This window comes from Streptomyces flaveolus, assembly GCF_044765825.1.
Taxonomy (GTDB): Bacteria; Actinomycetota; Actinomycetes; order Streptomycetales; family Streptomycetaceae; genus Streptomyces; species Streptomyces flaveolus.
The window spans coordinates 36717-51841 of sequence record NZ_JBIWKU010000010.1; the positions used below are offsets into that span (position 1 = coordinate 36717).

Here is a 15125-nt window from a genome sequence, read left to right on the forward strand (position 1 = left end):
AGACGCCGTCATCCCCTTCCGACCTGGATGAACGCGAGGCCGTAGGAAGCGTGGTGGCTTCCTCGGGACGCACGGGGCGCGACGCAGGCGGGGCCGGAGGGACGACACGTCCCTCCGGCCCCGCCGTGCTGCCTGGGCCCCGCCGGCCTCCGCGCGGGACCGGTTGTCCCGGGGGCTCAGGCGGTCGGTGGGTCCGCCGGTCAGTAGGCGGAGTCGACGTTGTCCATGGAGCCGTACTTGTCGGCCGCGTAGTTGCAGGCGGCGACGATGTTGGCGACCGGGTCGGTGATGGAGTCCTTGGTGCCCTTGACGTGGAAGGCGTCGAAGGTGGGCTGAATCACCTGGAGCAGGCCCTTCGAGGGGATGCCGTTGCGGGCGTTGACGTCCCAGTTGTTCTGCGCGTTCGGGTTGCCGGACGACTCGCGCATGATGTTGCGGTGCAGGCCCTCGTAGCTGCCCGGGATGTTCTTGGCGTCCATGACGTCCAGGGCGGTGCGGATCCAGCCGTCGAGGTCGCTGCCGTACTTCTTCTCGCCGGCCTTGACGATGGCGTTGATCCTGTCGGTCTGGGCCTGGGTCTGCGCGGTGGAGGCCTTGGCCGGCTCGGCGGCGTGCGCCGGGCTCGGGGCGAGGGTGAGGGTGACGGCGGCGGCGCCCGCGGCGGCGAGGGAGGCCACGGCGGACTTACGGATGCCGGGGCGGCGCATGATGGCGTGCATGGGTGTACCTCTCCATTCGGGAACGTGATGGGGAGGCCGACGGGGGGTCGGCGACGCGGTGTCCGCGTTGGACGCGGCTTCGCGTCATCAGGGCCGGTGTCTGGATCACGGACGGGCTCTTCCCGTCCGGTCCCGGCGCTCGGCTCCCCGGTACTCCGAACACACTGCGGAACGCTCCGGCGCCGCGACAAGTGTGTGACCTACTACGCCGCTTCGCAGACCGGCGGCGTGATGGCCCGGACGTCCGGCGACCACGCGAGCGAGCGGCCGTCGGGCGTCTACTAAGCCCGGCCCTGTGTGGCGTGCGCCCTGTGCGCGCCCTCACAGAGCCGGTCACCCGGTGCTCACCTCTCGTCACCCTGTGAAGACAGGCACCTCACTCAACGAAACGCCGGAGTCACCGTTCGAGGTCGTGAGGAAGAGCCGTGCGGTGAGGGTGCCCGCCTGGCGGATCCTGTCGGGCGGGACCGCGCCGGCAGCGCTGTTCGACTGAGCCGCGAACAGGACGGCCGGGTTCCTCGGAGCGTGGCCGACGGCCCGCTCAACCGTCGGACAGGCTCCGTACGACGTAAACCATGTGCCGGAGGTTTCCCGCCCTCGCGGCACCTTTCGATGCGCGCCCCTAGTGAGCGGGTGGCTCGTCCGTGAGGTGGTTGTTGCGGTCGATCTCCGCCATGTGGGCCTCGGCCCAGTCCCGCAGGGCGGAGAGCGGCGTTTCGAGGGAGAGGCCGAGCGCGGTGAGCCGGTAGTGGACGGCGGGCGGCACGGTGGGTTCCACGCGGCGCGCGACCAGGCCGTCGCGGACCAGGCTGCGCAGGGTGGTGGACAGCATCTTCTGCGAGATGCCCGGGACACGGCGCTTCAGTTCCGCGAAGCGGAGCTCGTCCGGAGCCTCTTCGGCCAGCACCTTGACCGTCATCGACGTCCACTTGGTGCCGATGCGGTCGAGCAGCCGACGGGTCGGGCAGCGCGGATCGAGCAGGTCGCCGCGCTCCCCGGGCCGTCGGTCGCGTCCGCCGGGCCTCGACGTGGTCACCTGGAGCTCACCACCTGATGCGAAAGTGCCGTCTTGGGCGGGCCACGGTAGTTCCTTACGGTGACCATGTCACTGTCGCTCACCGCCCCGGAGGACCCCATGCCCGAGCTGCGACGCGTCCCCGTCAACGGTGTCGAACTGAACGTCGCCCTCGCGGGATCCGGTCCGGCCGTCCTGCTGCTGCACGGCTTCCCGCACACCTGGGAGCTGTGGACGGACGTCATGGCCGGCCTGTCCGGCCGCTACCGCGTCATCGCACCGGACCTGCGCGGGTTCGGCGCGAGCAGCCCGGCCGCCTCCGGGTACGACGCGGGCACCCTGGCCGAGGACGCCGCGGCGCTTCTCACCGCGCTCGGGGTGTCCTCGGCCGCGGTGGTGGGCATCGACGCGGGCACCCCGCCGGCCTTCCTCCTCGCCCTGCGTCGCCCCGGTCTCGTCCGGCGCCTGGTCGTCATGGAGTCCCTGCTGGGCGGGCTGCCCGGCGCCGAGGACTTCCTCGCCGACGGGCCACCGTGGTGGTTCGGCTTCCATTCCGCCGCGCCCGGCCTCGCCGAGACCGTGCTGGAGGGCCACGAAGCCGAATACGTCGACTGGTTCCTGCGCGCCGGCACGCTGGGCGAGGGGGTGCGCCCGGCCGTCCGGGACGCCTTCGTCCGCGCGTACACCGGCCGCGAGGCGTTGAGCCGTGCGTTCTCGTACTACCGGGCCCTGCCCGAGAGCGCGGTACAGATCGAGCGGGCGGTCGCCCCTGCCCGCCTGACCGTGCCGACGATGGCGCTGGGCGCCCGGCCCGTCGGTGACGCACTGGAACGCCAACTCCGCCCCCTCGCCGACGATCTGACCGGACACGTCATCGAGGACTGCGGCCACATCATCCCGCTGCACCGGCCGCGCGCCCTGCTCACGCTGCTGCGTCCGTTCCTGGCCGGGGAGGACACCGGAGCGGCCTGACCGGAGCGAGGGCCCGTGACCAGCACGTCCGCTGCGCGTTCCGGCCCCGCCGCCGTGATCATCCGTGCGGTCGGTCCTCGATGAGCGCGAGGAAGTCTCCGAGGGCGGCCGCGACGGCGTCCGGGGACTCCACGGGGAGCAGGTGGCCGGAGGCGGGGACGGTGGTCAGGGTCGCGCCCGGGACGTGGGGCAGGAGGCACTCGCGCAGGACATCCGGCGGTTCCACCACGTCGTTCTCCGCGGCCAGCACGGTCACCGGGACCGCGATGCCGCGCACGGCGCGGGTGATGTCCTCCGCGATACCGCGCAGGGGCCATTCCCGCCGGGCCTCGGGTCCGGCGGCGAGGCTGTCGCGCACCACGGTCGCCCGCACCGGTTCGGGCAGGGGTGTGGCGGTCAGGACGTGGTCGAGGGCGTGCCGCACCGTCTCGGGCGAGTCGTACGCGTGGGACAGTCCCCGCCGGTACTCCTCGGTCACCGTCACGGGCGGCTCCGGCGGTGCGGGCGCGACGAGCACCACGCCGGCCAGGCCGGCCGGTCCGCGGGCCGCGAGGAGCTGGCTCACCTTGCCGCCCATCGAGTGTCCGACGAGGACGAACGGCCCGGATACACAGGCATCGACGACGCGGGCGAGGTCGTCGGCCAGCCGGTCGAGGTGGTACGGGCCGGGCATCGCCCCCGAGGAGCCCCAGCCGCGCTGGTCGAAGCGGAGTGTCGCCTGCCCGGGTGGCAGACGGACGATCACCTCGTTCCAGGTGTCGGCGGAGCCGCCCCAGTAGTGGACGAACACCAGCGTCGGTCCGGTACGGCCCGCGACCCGTACGTGCAAAGCCCCACCGGTCACCGGCACCGTTGTTGTCGTTTCCTGCATCCCTCCACCTTTCACTCGGCCGCGTGAGGCGATCGGCGTCGCGCTGCCGCAACCCTGAGCGGATAACCTGAGCTGCCTGCCAGGTGCACTCTCGACGGTAGGGAGGACCCGGCCCACTTCCCGGTGGAAAGGAGCACGGCAGTTGTGGAAAACGGACACCGTGCTGTGCGACAACTGCGTTACTCGCCTGCCGTCGGCTCGCCGCACGGCGTGGAGGTCATCGACTTCGCCGCGCTGCGCTCCATGGACACCCGCCGCCATCGCGTGCTTCCCCAGCGCCCCGACTTCCACGTCCTCGCCCTGATCGCCTCCGGCACCGGTAGCCACGAAGCCGACTTCCGCACCTACCGGTTGGCGGAGGGCAGCGCCGTGTGGATCCGGCCCGGAACGGTGCACCGCTGGAGTGACATCGACGCCTGCGACGGTCCGCTGGTCCTCTTCCGGCCCGGCTTCCTCCCCGGCTTCACGTCGGAGGAGGCCACCGCCCCGGTGTGCTGGCACCTGGACCGGCAACGTCAGGAGCTGGCCCTGCTCGCGGCCGCACACCTCGGCCGCGAGCACGAAACGGCGGCACGCACCCCGCGCCTGGCAGCACCCGCGCTGCTCGCCCACCTGCTGGCGGCGCTGGTCCTGCGCGCACTTCCCGACGCCCCCGCCCGAACCGGCGCGCCGCCGGCCGGTGACCGGTCCGCGGAGGTGTTCCGCGCCTACCGGGCCGCCGTCGAGGAGCACTTCGCCGACCGGCACCACGTGGCGGACCACGCGCGGGCACTGGGCTACGACGTGCGCACCCTCACCCGGGCGACGCGCGCCGTCACCGGCGCGGGCGCCAAGAGCTTCCTCGACCAGCGCATCTTTCTGGAGGCCAGGCGGCTGCTGGCCCACACCGACCTGCCGGTCAGCGCCTGTGCCCGGCGCCTCGGCTTCCGGGACGCCGGCAACTTCACCACCTTCTTCCGGCGCCAGGCGGGCACACCCCCCGCCGCCTGGCGCGCGGCCAACGGTGCGGCGCGCACGCACAGGGCCTGACCTCCGCACGCCCGCTGCGGGTCCTGGGCCCGGCGCGGAGCGCTACGGCCGCCGGTCCCCGGGGCCGGCTGCCGGGCCGGTGCGCGGTCGCAGGCGTTCGCCCTGCGGGCCGAACATGATCAGGTACTCGACGGGTCCACCGGGGCCGGCGTTCGCCACTCCGTGGGCGGTGCGGGTGTCGAACTCGGCCACCTCACCGGCGGTGAGGACGAGGTCCTGATCGCCGAGCGCCAGCCACAGTCGCCCGTACAGCACGCACAGCCACTCGTACCCGTCGTGGACGACCTGCCGTGGCCGCGGTGGCGGTCCGTCCACAGGCGGCAGTACGTGCTTGTGGGCGTGCAGGCCTCCGACGTAGTGGGTCAGGGGCAGCACCGTCTTGTCGTCGCCGCGCCTCCGCGGCGCGGGCGGGCGTGCTCTGTCCGCCGCGGCGGACCCGTTGCCCGCCAGTTCGTCCAGGGAGAGGCCGTACGTCCTCGTCAGCCGCAGCAGCACCTCCAGTGTCGGCGCGCGCCGGCCGGTCTCGATCCGCGACAGCGTGCTGAGGGAGATGCCGGTCGCGCGGCTCACGTCGGTCAGCGTGTCGCCGCGGTGCTCGCGCGCGGCCTTCAGCCGCGACGCCATCGCGGCCAGTGTGTCGGCCACGCCGTCGTCCGTCACGGTCGCCTCGCCTCCCTTCCACGGGCCGCCTCCATGGTCTTGTCCTGCCACTTTGCCAGACGGGCAAGAGCGGTCGCCTCGGCCGGGCGCCGCGGCGCATCATCGGTGCACCCGCGGCCACCAGGATTTCCGAGGAGACAGAACCATGCCCCAGCCCACGCCGTCCGCCGGTCCACGCCACCGCACCGTCCCGTCGCCCGCCGGACGGCTGCACCTGGTCGAGCAGGGCACCGGGCCGCTGGTCCTGCTCGTGCACGGCTTCCCCGAGTCCTGGTACTCCTGGCGCCACCAGCTCCCGGCCCTCGCGGCGGCGGGCTACCGGGCGGTCGCGCTCGACGTGCGCGGCTACGGCCGCTCCTCCAAGCCCGCCGCGACCCACGCGTACCGCATGCTCGACCTGGTCGAGGACAACGTCGCCTTGGTGGGCGCCCTCGGCGAGGACCGCGCGGTGATCGTCGGGCACGACTGGGGGTCCACCATCGCCGCCACCTCGGCCCTGCTCCACCCCGGCGTCTTCCGCGCGGTCGGGCTGCTGAGCGTTCCCTACGCCCCGCCCGGCGGGCCCCGCCCCACCGATGTGTTCACCGGGATCGGAGGCCCCGAGGAGGAGTTCTACGTGTCCTACTTCCAGGAGCCGGGCCGCGCCGAGGCCGAGATCGAACCCGACGTCCGGGGCTGGCTCGCGGGCTTCTTCAGCGCCCTGTCCGCCGACACCATGCCGACCCGGGGCGAGCCCGACCCGCACTTCCTGAACCGGGGCACGGGACGGCTGCGCGACCGCTTCCCGGCCGGCCCGCTCCCGGCCTGGCTGACCGAGGACGATCTCGACGTGTACGCGGGGGAGTTCGAACGGACCGGCATGACCGGGGCGCTCAACCGCTACCGCAGCATGGATCGCGACTGGGAGGACCTGGCCCCGTACAACGGCGCCCCGATCAAGCAGCCGTCCCTGTTCATCGGTGGCGGCCTGGACGCCTCCACGACGTGGATGGCCGACGCGATCGACGCCTACCCGGTCACGCTCCCCGGGCTGGTCTCCTCGCACCTCCTGGACGGCTGCGGCCACTGGGTCCAGCAGGAACGACCGGAGCAGGTCAACGGTCTCCTGACCGCCTGGCTGGCCTCCCTCCAGGACTGACCGGGCAGACCTGACCGGTGACATCGGACCCGCGGAGGAACCCCGGCCGTCGTACGGCCGGGGTTCCTCGCAGCGGTGGGTCCGGTCAGCAGCTCGGATCAGGACGCTTGGCGCTGCAGGGTGAGGACACCCGGCCGCCACGGCAGCTGGTCGTAGGGGCCGCCCGCGGTCGGGGACTTGCCCTGGTAGAGGAGCTGCAGGTTGCAGGGGTCGATGGTCATGGTCTGGTCGGGGTTGTTGCGGACCAGGTCACCGTGGCTGATGTCGTTGGTCCAGGTGGCACCGCTGTTGGCCTTGCCCGCGAAGGGGTTGCTCTCGGTGGCGGCCTGCGGGGTCCACGAGCCGCTCAGGCTGGTGGCCGTGAAGGAGCGGAAGTAGCGCTGCTCGTTCGCACCCCGAGCCTCGACGATCATGAGGTACTGGTTCTGGCCCTTGACCTTGTACACCTGCGGCGCCTCGAACAGGTTCTTCGCGGTGTCGCTCATGACCGTCGTGTACGACGAGCCGAAGCTGCCCGGGAAGTTCCCGATCGGCATGCTCGCCCGGTATATCTTGCCGTTGTCACCGGCGAAGAACAGGTACATGTTCTGGCCGTCGGCGATCAGGGTCTGGTCGATCGGACCGGTGCCGGAGTCGGGAAGGCTCCCGGTGAACAGCGGCTGCGGAGCGGACCAGCCATTGGGGTTGGTCGGGTCGCTCGACGTGCGGTAGATGAAGGGCCACGCACCCCACTGGTACGCCAGCACCCAGATGTTCTTGGGCGCGAAGTAGAACAGCGTGGGCGCCACCGCGGACTGGCTCATGCCGGTCTGTCCGGCCGACGCCATGTCCGACCAGTTCGTGAAGGGGCTGAACATCATCGAGCCGTACGACGATCCCGACACGTTCGACGCGTAGACCAGGTGCCTGCCGTTGTAGGTCACGTTGGTGAAGTCCTTCACCGCGGCCCACCCGTTCGCCGGCTGCGCCAGCGCGCCCGTCGACGTCCACCGGTATGTCGACGGAAGGGCACACGTGCCGTCGGGCGGGGTCGGGGTCCCGGACAGGCCGGTCCACTTCTGGTTGCTGCCGCCGTTGCACGTCCAGAGCTGCACCGCCGTGCCGTTGGCCGTACCCGCGCTCGCGGCCTCCAGGCACAGCCCGGACTCCACGCCGACGACCGTGCCGTCCGCGTTCACCCGCCACTGCTGGTTCGCACCGCCGGAACAGGCCCAGATCTGCACCCGGGTACCGGCCGTGGTGGCGTGGCCCGGAACATCGAGGCAGGAGTTGCCGTACACGGTGAGCTGATTGCTGTCCGTCAGCGTCCACTGCTGGTTCGTCCCGCCCCAGCAGTCGTAGATCTGCAGGGCCGTGCCGTTGGTCTGGCCGGCTCCCGGCACGTCGAGACACCGGTTCGAGCCGACACCGCGCAAGGCGCCGGTGGAAGCCGCCTGAGCCGGGGTGGCGACGAGCATCGCCGCCAACGCGGCCAGGGCCCCGACGACGGCGGCGAGCACCACAGACGGATACCTGCGGCTGAAACTTCGTCTGCGCATGGGAACTTCCTCATCCTCGGGCATGCTCGAACGAATGACGTGGGCATGACATTTACGTGAGCGGCTCGCTCCCTGCGGATCGGTCATCACAGGGGCGCACGTTCGGAATATCGAACGCAGGTCGGAATGTCGAGCAAATTGAATGATAGGGAGACGGTGAACGACGTCAATACCTCTCGCAAGAGTCGAGAGCTCCATCGAAAGATTCGCGGATACGAGCCCCCGCACACACCGCGTCCCCCGGGAGCTCGGGGCTCCCGGGGGACGCGGTGTGTGCGGGGGGGGGACTACCAGGTGAAGGCCGCCGACTGGTTGCCGGTGGCGGTGCAGTAGGACGTGAAGCTGCCGCCCGCGTCGTTCACGGTGAACTTCAGGGACCAGTTGGACGCGCTCGGCGCGCCCGTGAGGGCCACGGAGTCGGTGGTGTCACCGGTGGAGAGGGACCCGGCCGCGAGCGGGAGCGGGCCGAAGGTGAGCGGGTCGCCCGTGTTCGCGGCCTCGTGCACGGTGCCGGAGAACTGCACCTCGCTCGTCGCACCACCCGACGTCTTGTTCAGCTTCAGCGTCGTGGTCACGGTGTTGGCGTCGAGCGCGAACTGCGTGCGGATGTCCGTCGAGTCGATCCGGATCGTCTTGCCGTTGCCGGAGTCGGCCGCGGTGAGCGTGACGGTGCCGCTGCCCGCGAACCCGCAGTTGTACGAGGCCGTCGCGGTCGCCGGAGCGACGGCGACGGCCGAGCCGGCCAGGGCCAGGGTGGTCGCGAGCGCGCCGGAGGCGGCGATCGCGGTCAGGGTGAACCGTCGCGTCGAGAAGCCGTGCATGGGGGTGTGCTCCTTCGTGGCAGGTGCCGTATTCCTGACAGAACTGGGCTGTGCGTGAGTGCCGGGCCCGGCGTCACCGCTTCAGTACAGACCGTGATCCTCTTCTGGTGGTTGGCGATCTCTTGGCTTGCCGCGGTGAGCTGCGGGGATCGGCCGGGGAGCAGCGCCGTGTCCTGCCGTCGTCCCGAGGGCGCCCAGCGCTCGCATAGGCCGGGTATGGCACCTGCGGGCAGAGTGGGCTGATTCTTTCGACCCGGGGAACGCCCATGGACTCCACAGGAGCAGCCTTGTCCGCACCACTGACCGTCGCCGGCGCCCGGTGGTGCGTCGTGCTCAACGGCGAAGGGCAGTACTCGCTCTGGTGGGCCGACCGTGAACTGCCCGCCGGCTGGCGTGCCGAGGGGACCAGCGGGACGCGGGAGCGGTGCCTGGCGCGGGTGCAGGAGGTGTGGACCGACCCGCGTCCGGCGGGGCTGCGCCGTCGCACGGCGGAGGGGGTGAGCGCGGCCGGTGTCTGCGTCGCCGAGACCGTCGGTCGTCAGGCGCGCCGGGTGCCGGAGGCGGTGGCCGTGCAGGGTGACGGGTTCGCGCTGTCCTTCGGCGGGCTCGACGCGGCGTCCAACCGCTGGGCCCGGTATCTGCGGTCGCTCGGGGTGGGGCGCGGCGCGCTGGTGGGGGTGCTGCTCGGGCGGGGCGCCGAACTGCACGCGGTGACGCTGGGCGTGTGGAAGGCGGGGGCCGGGTGTCTGCCACTGGACCCGGAGTTCCCGGCGGCCCGGCTGCGCGCACTGCTCGGTGCCACGGGGGCGCGGTTCCTGGTCTCCGAAGTGGCCCACGGGCCCGACGGGTTCGAGGGGCAGGTCCGGTACGTGGACGATCCCGAGGTGTGCGGGGCGCTCGCCCGGCAGTCGGGCGAGCCGCTCGGCGGGGCACCGGATCCGGAGGACGTGGCGTATGTGACGCAGGTGCCCGCGGCGGCCGGACGCCCGCTCGCCGTGGCGGTCACGCACCGCGGGCTGGCGCACCATGTGACGGCGGCCGCGCGGGAGCTGGACGGCGCCGGGGACGGTGGTACGGCGGTGTTCTCGTCGGTCGCCTCCGAGTCGGCGGCGACGGGCCTGTGGGTGCCGTTGTGCGCCGGCCGCCGGGTGCTGCTCGCACCTCAGGCCCTGGATCTGGCGGGGCTGGGCGAGTGGCTCGCGGTGGCGGGTCCGTTCGCGTTCCTGGTCGTGGCGCCCGGTCATCTCGAATTGCTCGTGCGGCAGTTGGGGGACGTGGGGAGTGCCGCGCTGGCCGAGGTGTTCGTGGTCGCGGGCGGGACGCCGGGGCCCGCCGCGGCGCGGCTCACCGGGCTGCTCGGTTCGGGCCGGCTGCGTACCGCGTACGGGACGGCCGAGACGTCGTACGGCGGCATCACTCCCCTGCCGCCCGGCGCGGACGCACGGCTGCGGGTGCTCGACGGTGCCTGTCTGCCGGTCCCGGACGGTGCGGTGGGCGAGCTGTACGTGGCCGGTCCTGGCGTCGCCCGGGGCTATGTGGGCCGGGCCGCACTGACGGCGCTGCGGTTCCTCCCCGATCCCTGCGGTCCCGCGGGGACGCGGATGCACCGCACCGGGGAGCTCGCGCGCCGGACGGCGGGTGGGGAGGTGCAGCTGCTCGGCCGCAGCGACCGGCAGCTGTGGGTGCGCGGCCACCGGGCCGACCCGGCGGAGACCGAGGAGGCGCTCCACGACCACCCGAGCGTCGGCGAGGCCGTCGTCCTCGGCGTGCAGGCCGCGCCGGGCGATGTCCGCCTGGCCGCCTATGTGGTGCCGCGCCCCGGCGCGCAGGGGCTGGACGCGGCGGCGCTGGCGGCCCACTGCGGGCGGCGGCTGCCCGGACACCTGGTCCCCGCGAGCCTGACCCTCCTCGACGAGGTGCCGCGCGACGCCGACGGGCGGGTGGAGCGGGCGGCGCTGCCCGGGCAGGGCGGCGGGCCGGGCGGCACCGGCGGGCGGGTCTCACGGGGGCGGCGCACGTTTCTCGGCGGGAGCAGTCTCGCGGAGCTGCTCGCGGACCACCGGGTGCCGGGCGCCTGCGTCGCCGTACTGGAGGGCGGCGGCCTGGCGGCGGTCGAGGCCGCGGGCAGCGACGGCGCGGGCAGGCCGATCACTCCGCGCACCGCCTTCCCGGTGGGGACGTTGAGCCGGCACGTCGCGGCCCTGGGCGCGCTGCGCCTGGTGGAGGAGGGGGTGCTGGCGCTGGACGCCCCGGTCGGCCGCAGCGGGGACACGGCGGTCACCCTGGCGGAGCTGCTGGCCCGCGCCGACGCCGGCGCCGTGCTGCTGCCCGCGCTGCTGGAGGACGCCACGGGCGAGGCGTTCGGGCCGCTGATGCGGCGTCTGGTGCTCGGGCCGCTCCGACTGGACGACAGCTGCTTCGGCGGGCCGCCGCCCCGCACCGTCGGCAGGAGCGGCGCACCGGTGGCCCGGCTGGGCCATGACGCCGCCGGGCGCGCGGTCGACGGCGTACGGCCCGCGGATCCGGCCGAGCTGTGGACCACCGCCGCCGATCTGGCCGAGGTCGCGTTGGAGCTCCGGCGCTCCGTGCTCGGCGCTCCGCTCGCCCTGCTCGGCCGGGACACCGCGGCCCGTATGCCGGCACTGGGCTCGGACGGCCTCCACGCTCCGGCCACGCCCCTCGACGCCGCCGGCTCGGGCGCCGTGTTCGGGTACGAGGGGGCCCCGCCCGGCTATTACGCCGCGTCGCTGCTCTGCCTGCGCGAGGGCAGCGGCCTCGTGGTGCTGGCCAACGGCCGGGCCGGGAACCGGGTGGGCGAGGAGGTCGAGGCCCGGCTGCGGAACGTACGCCGGGCGGCGGACCGGAGCCGGACGGCTGGTGACGGTGGGTGACCGAAGCCGCCGGATCCGCCGGGTGCGGCGAAGTAACCGGCACGTAGCGTGAGTTGTTGTAGAACTGTGTTGTCAGGACCAGGTCCAGTCCACACAATGTCTCCGCAGTGTCTTCGCGGGGGGCGGGACGTGCGGTCCTGGAAGGAGGCGGTGTGGCGCCTCGATTGTCGTTCCAGGTGCTGGGCCCGCTCAAGGTGAGTGTGGACGGCCGGCCGCTGCTGCTGCGCAGCGCACGCCAGCGCACGGTGCTGGCGGTGCTGCTGCTCACTCCGGGCCGGGCCGTCTCCGTGGACGCGCTGACGGACGCCGTCTGGCACAGCGATCCGCCCGTCACGGCACGCAACCAGATCGCCATCTGCGTCTCCGCGCTGCGCAAGACATTCCGCGACGAGGCGGGCGTCGACGGCCTCATCGAGACGCTGCTGCCCGGTTATGTGCTGCACCGGGACGGCCACTACGTCGATGTGGCCGACCTGTACGAGTCGGCCGCGGCCGCCCGCGCGGCCGCCGAGGCCGGGGACCTGAGCGAGGCCGCGGCCCGCTTCGAGGACGCCCTCGCGCTGTGGTCGGGGCCGGTGCTCGACGGCATGGACGGCGGCGTGCTGAACGGCACGGTCGACCGGATCTCCGAGCTGAGGACCAACCTGACCGAGGAGTACGCCGCCGTCCAGCTCCAGCAGGGCCGCTACCGGACGGTGCTGGAGTGCCTGGCCCCGGTCGTCGCGGAGAACCCGCTGCGCGAGCATGCCCGCGCCCTCCTGATGCAGGCCTATCACTTGTCGGGCCGCCGGTCCGAGGCACTGGACTGCTACCGCGAGGGGCGTCGCATCCTCGTCTCGGAACTGGGCGTCGAGCCGGGCTCCGAGCTGCAGGAACTGCACCGCACCGTGCTGGAGGGCGACGGACGGGCCCCGGCGCGGGCCGCCGCGTTACCGGACACCGTCGTTCCTGACGCCCCTGCGGCCCCCGCTCCTGTCGTGGTGCCCCGGCAGCTCCCCCTGGCGCCCGAGCCGTTCGTCGGCCGGAAGGACGAACTCGAGTCACTGGAGGGGCTCGTGCCGCCGGCGCCGGGACACGCCGGCGCCACCACGGTCCGGGTCGCGGCGGTGTGCGGCCCGGCCGGTGTCGGCAAGAGCGCGCTCGCCCTGCACTGGGCCGACCGCGTCGCGGAGCGCTTCCCCGACGGCCAGCTCTACCTGGACCTCCAGGACGGGCCCGGCGGGCACGGCGGGCCCGGGACACCCGAGGCGGCCCTGGAACGGGCGCTGCGCGCGCTCGGGGTGCCGGGCACCTCGATCCCCGCGGGTCTCGAGGACCGGGCCGCGCTCTACCGCAGCACCCTGGACGGCAGACGGCTGCTCGTCGTCCTCGACGACGCCCGCTCCGTGGACCAGATCCTTCCGCTGATGCCGGGCCGTGGCCCCGCCCGGGTCCTGGTCACCAGCCGGGACCCGCTGAACGGGCTCACCGGGACACTGGCCGTGGCCCGCGTGGACCTGGGCGCCATGAGCCCGGCCGAGTGCCTGGACCTGCTGGCGGCCACGATCGGCGAGCACCGGGTGTCGGCCGAGCCGTCCGCGGCGCAGCGCCTGGTGGATCTGTGCGACCGGCTTCCGCTGGCCCTGCGGGTCGTCGCGACCCGGCTGCTGTCCGACCACCGGTGGTCGCTGCGCCAGATGGCGGCGCGGATGGAGGACCGGCGCGAGCGCGTCAGCGTGCTCAGCCCGGGGGAGAGCGGGGTGCGCTCGGGCGTCTGGCTCGGCTACCGGGCGCTGTCGGTGCAGGCCGCGCGGCTCTACCGGCAGTTGAGCATGCTGGACGTGCCCGACTTCCCGGCCTGGATCGGGGTCCCCGTCCTCGGCGTCACCCCGGACGCGTCCGAGGAACTGCTCCACCAGCTCGTCGGCGCCCAGCTCCTGGAGATCCGTCCCGCGCCGGGCGGCGGGCCCCGCTTCCGCTTCCAGGAGCTGATGCGCCTGTTCGCCCGGGAGAGGAGCCTGGCCGAGGACAGCGCGCAGGAGCGCGAGCAGACCCTGGAGCGGGTGCTGACCGCCGTGCTCACGCTGGTGCACGCGGCCCAGGAGCAGCTGTACGGCAAGGGCGAGGCCCCGCACGGCGGCCCGGTGCCCACCGAGCCCGTCCCGGGCGAGACGGTGAGCGAGCTCGTCGCCGACCCCGTCGCGTGGTTCGAGGACGAGCGGGAGACGCTCGGCGCCCTGGTGGCGCAGGCGGTGCGCGACGGGCAGACGGAACGCGCCTGGCTCCTCGCGGTGGGGGCGGTTCCGTTCTACGAGACCCGCAACTACCTGGAGGACTGGCGGCGCACCGCCGAGTGCGCCCTGGAAGGCGCCCGGGACACGGGCGACACGCGCGGGGCCGGCACCATGCTCCGCACCCTGGGGACGCTCGCCATCTACCAGCGCCGCTACGGCGAGGCGCGGGAGCGGCTGCTCACCGCCCTGACCCGGCTGGAACGGACCGACGACGTCCAGGGCCGGGCCATCGTGCGGCGCAACCTCGCGGTGTGCGCCCGTTTCTTCGGCGACCTCGCCGAGGCGGCCCGCTACTGCGAGGAGTCCCTGGTGCTGTTCCGGCGGGCCGGGGACAACTCCGGCCTGTCCCACGCGCTGGGTCTGCTCGCCCAGATCGAGATCGAGCAGGGCAATCCCGAGCGCGGCGTGGAGCTGAGCAACGAGGCGATAGAGGTCAGTTACGAGGCGGGGTCGCTGCGCAGCCGCACCCAGAACCTCTACCGCCTCGCCGAGGCGCTGCTCGGCGCGGGCCGGTCGGCGCAGGCGGAGCGGATCTGCCACGACGTGGTGGGGCTCACCCGTGGCCAGGGCGACCGGCTCGGCGAGGCCCATGGCCTGTGCGCGCTCGGCGAGGCGCAGTGGCGGCAGAACGAGCCGCACAAGGCCCGCGCCAGTCTGCGGCGGGCGCTGCGTCTCGCGGAAGAGGTGCGCGACCGGTTCCTGCAGGCCCGGATCGTGACCCACCTGGCTTGTGCCGAGGCGATCCGCGGCGACTCGGGCGCCGGTGAGCCGCTGGACTGGGCCCAGGCGGAGTTCCGTACGCTCAACGCGCCGGCGTGGGAGCGGCGCGCCGGCCGGCTGCGTGAGGTCCTGGAGTCGCACGACGCGCTCCGGCCCATCGAGGGGTCGGTCCTGGCGGGTCTGCTGGCCGACCGCTGACCCTCCCGCCCTGCTCCCTCTTCCCCGTCTCCGCGTCCCGCGCGCGTCAGGTCCAGGGCAGGTCGTCCTCCCCGGCGGCGGCCTGCGCGCTGATCCCGGTCCACGGCAGGTCGTCCGTGCCCTGCTCGCCGGCGCCCAGGGTGAGGAGCAGCGGAAGGAAGAGGAGCGCGGTGCCGGCGAGCGCACTGGCGAACGTACGGGGCTTACCCATGAAGGAATCTCCTCATTGTTTGCAGAAATGCCTGCAGAAAGACCAGAAACACCCAGGTGGAATTTCTGC

Annotated in this window: 12 protein-coding genes; 5 read left to right on the forward strand and 7 right to left on the reverse strand. The window is 73.2% G+C overall.

Going from position 1 to position 15125, the window contains the following annotated elements:
* Positions 1 to 200 precede the first annotated feature (200 nt).
* Both ACIRG6_RS27320 and ACIRG6_RS27325 read right to left on the reverse strand, forming a co-directional pair.
* The gene (locus tag ACIRG6_RS27320; RefSeq protein WP_364686539.1) at positions 201 to 719 is read right to left on the reverse strand and encodes a transglycosylase SLT domain-containing protein; all 519 of its coding nucleotides are present in this window, start codon (positions 717 to 719) and stop codon (positions 201 to 203) included.
* Between the two features lie 622 nt (positions 720 to 1341).
* Positions 1342 to 1755 carry a winged helix-turn-helix transcriptional regulator gene (locus ACIRG6_RS27325; protein WP_364686542.1) on the reverse strand — a complete coding sequence of 138 codons (414 nt, stop codon included), beginning with the start codon at positions 1753 to 1755 and terminating at the stop codon, positions 1342 to 1344.
* Between the two features lie 99 nt (positions 1756 to 1854).
* Between ACIRG6_RS27325 and ACIRG6_RS27330 the strand changes: the two genes are divergently transcribed.
* Positions 1855 to 2706, forward strand: coding sequence for an alpha/beta fold hydrolase (locus ACIRG6_RS27330; protein ID WP_403324971.1), 852 nt, complete (start codon positions 1855 to 1857; stop codon positions 2704 to 2706).
* A gap of 58 nt (positions 2707 to 2764) precedes the next feature.
* On the opposite strand, the gene ACIRG6_RS27335 is transcribed toward ACIRG6_RS27330, so the two are convergent.
* Positions 2765 to 3577 (reverse strand): alpha/beta fold hydrolase, encoded by an 813-nt coding sequence (locus ACIRG6_RS27335; RefSeq protein ID WP_403324885.1) that lies wholly within the window; start codon positions 3575 to 3577, stop codon positions 2765 to 2767.
* A gap of 165 nt (positions 3578 to 3742) precedes the next feature.
* Here ACIRG6_RS27335 and ACIRG6_RS27340 point away from each other — a divergent pair, with 165 nt between their 5' ends.
* A complete protein-coding gene (locus ACIRG6_RS27340; protein WP_403324886.1) occupies positions 3743 to 4606 on the forward strand; it encodes an AraC family transcriptional regulator in 864 nt (287 codons plus the stop codon).
* 42 nt (positions 4607 to 4648) lie between these two features.
* Here the strand turns inward: ACIRG6_RS27340 and ACIRG6_RS27345 are convergent, their stop codons facing one another.
* Positions 4649 to 5266: a helix-turn-helix domain-containing protein gene (locus ACIRG6_RS27345; RefSeq protein WP_364819986.1), complete on the reverse strand. Its 618-nt coding sequence runs from the start codon at positions 5264 to 5266 to the stop codon at positions 4649 to 4651.
* Between the two features lie 145 nt (positions 5267 to 5411).
* Here ACIRG6_RS27345 and ACIRG6_RS27350 point away from each other — a divergent pair, with 145 nt between their 5' ends.
* A complete protein-coding gene (locus ACIRG6_RS27350) occupies positions 5412 to 6404 on the forward strand; it encodes an alpha/beta fold hydrolase (RefSeq protein WP_365020532.1) in 993 nt (330 codons plus the stop codon).
* Between the two features lie 98 nt (positions 6405 to 6502).
* Here the strand turns inward: ACIRG6_RS27350 and ACIRG6_RS27355 are convergent, their stop codons facing one another.
* Positions 6503 to 7942 carry a non-reducing end alpha-L-arabinofuranosidase family hydrolase gene (locus ACIRG6_RS27355; protein WP_364819991.1) on the reverse strand — a complete coding sequence of 480 codons (1440 nt, stop codon included), beginning with the start codon at positions 7940 to 7942 and terminating at the stop codon, positions 6503 to 6505.
* A 287-nt stretch (positions 7943 to 8229) separates the two neighbouring features.
* Positions 8230 to 8763, reverse strand: coding sequence for a hypothetical protein (locus ACIRG6_RS27360; protein WP_318214840.1), 534 nt, complete (start codon positions 8761 to 8763; stop codon positions 8230 to 8232).
* A gap of 287 nt (positions 8764 to 9050) precedes the next feature.
* On the opposite strand from ACIRG6_RS27360, the gene ACIRG6_RS27365 reads away from it, so the two are divergent.
* Both ACIRG6_RS27365 and ACIRG6_RS27370 read left to right on the forward strand, forming a co-directional pair.
* Complete coding sequence (locus ACIRG6_RS27365) at positions 9051 to 11654, forward strand: AMP-binding protein (protein ID WP_403324887.1); 2604 nt, start codon at positions 9051 to 9053, stop codon at positions 11652 to 11654.
* 152 nt (positions 11655 to 11806) lie between these two features.
* The gene (locus ACIRG6_RS27370) at positions 11807 to 14845 is read left to right on the forward strand and encodes an AfsR/SARP family transcriptional regulator (RefSeq protein ID WP_364677736.1); all 3039 of its coding nucleotides are present in this window, start codon (positions 11807 to 11809) and stop codon (positions 14843 to 14845) included.
* 46 nt (positions 14846 to 14891) lie between these two features.
* Here ACIRG6_RS27370 and ACIRG6_RS27375 read toward each other — a convergent pair whose 3' ends face one another.
* The gene (locus ACIRG6_RS27375) at positions 14892 to 15056 is read right to left on the reverse strand and encodes a hypothetical protein (RefSeq protein ID WP_350715885.1); all 165 of its coding nucleotides are present in this window, start codon (positions 15054 to 15056) and stop codon (positions 14892 to 14894) included.
* Positions 15057 to 15125: the final 69 nt, after the last annotated feature.

Excerpts from the sequence above, each read along its gene's own strand:
- ACIRG6_RS27320 (WP_364686539.1), bottom strand. The coding sequence starts at position 719 with ATGCACGCCATCATGCGCCGCCCCGGCATCCGTAAGTCCGCCGTGGCC.
- ACIRG6_RS27330 (WP_403324971.1), top strand. The coding sequence starts at position 1,855 with ATGCCCGAGCTGCGACGCGTCCCCGTCAACGGTGTCGAACTGAACGTC.
- ACIRG6_RS27335 (WP_403324885.1), bottom strand. The coding sequence starts at position 3,577 with ATGCAGGAAACGACAACAACGGTGCCGGTGACCGGTGGGGCTTTGCAC.
- ACIRG6_RS27350 (WP_365020532.1), top strand. The coding sequence starts at position 5,412 with ATGCCCCAGCCCACGCCGTCCGCCGGTCCACGCCACCGCACCGTCCCG.
- ACIRG6_RS27355 (WP_364819991.1), bottom strand. The coding sequence starts at position 7,942 with ATGCGCAGACGAAGTTTCAGCCGCAGGTATCCGTCTGTGGTGCTCGCC.
- ACIRG6_RS27360 (WP_318214840.1), bottom strand. The coding sequence starts at position 8,763 with ATGCACGGCTTCTCGACGCGACGGTTCACCCTGACCGCGATCGCCGCC.
- ACIRG6_RS27375 (WP_350715885.1), bottom strand. The coding sequence starts at position 15,056 with ATGGGTAAGCCCCGTACGTTCGCCAGTGCGCTCGCCGGCACCGCGCTC.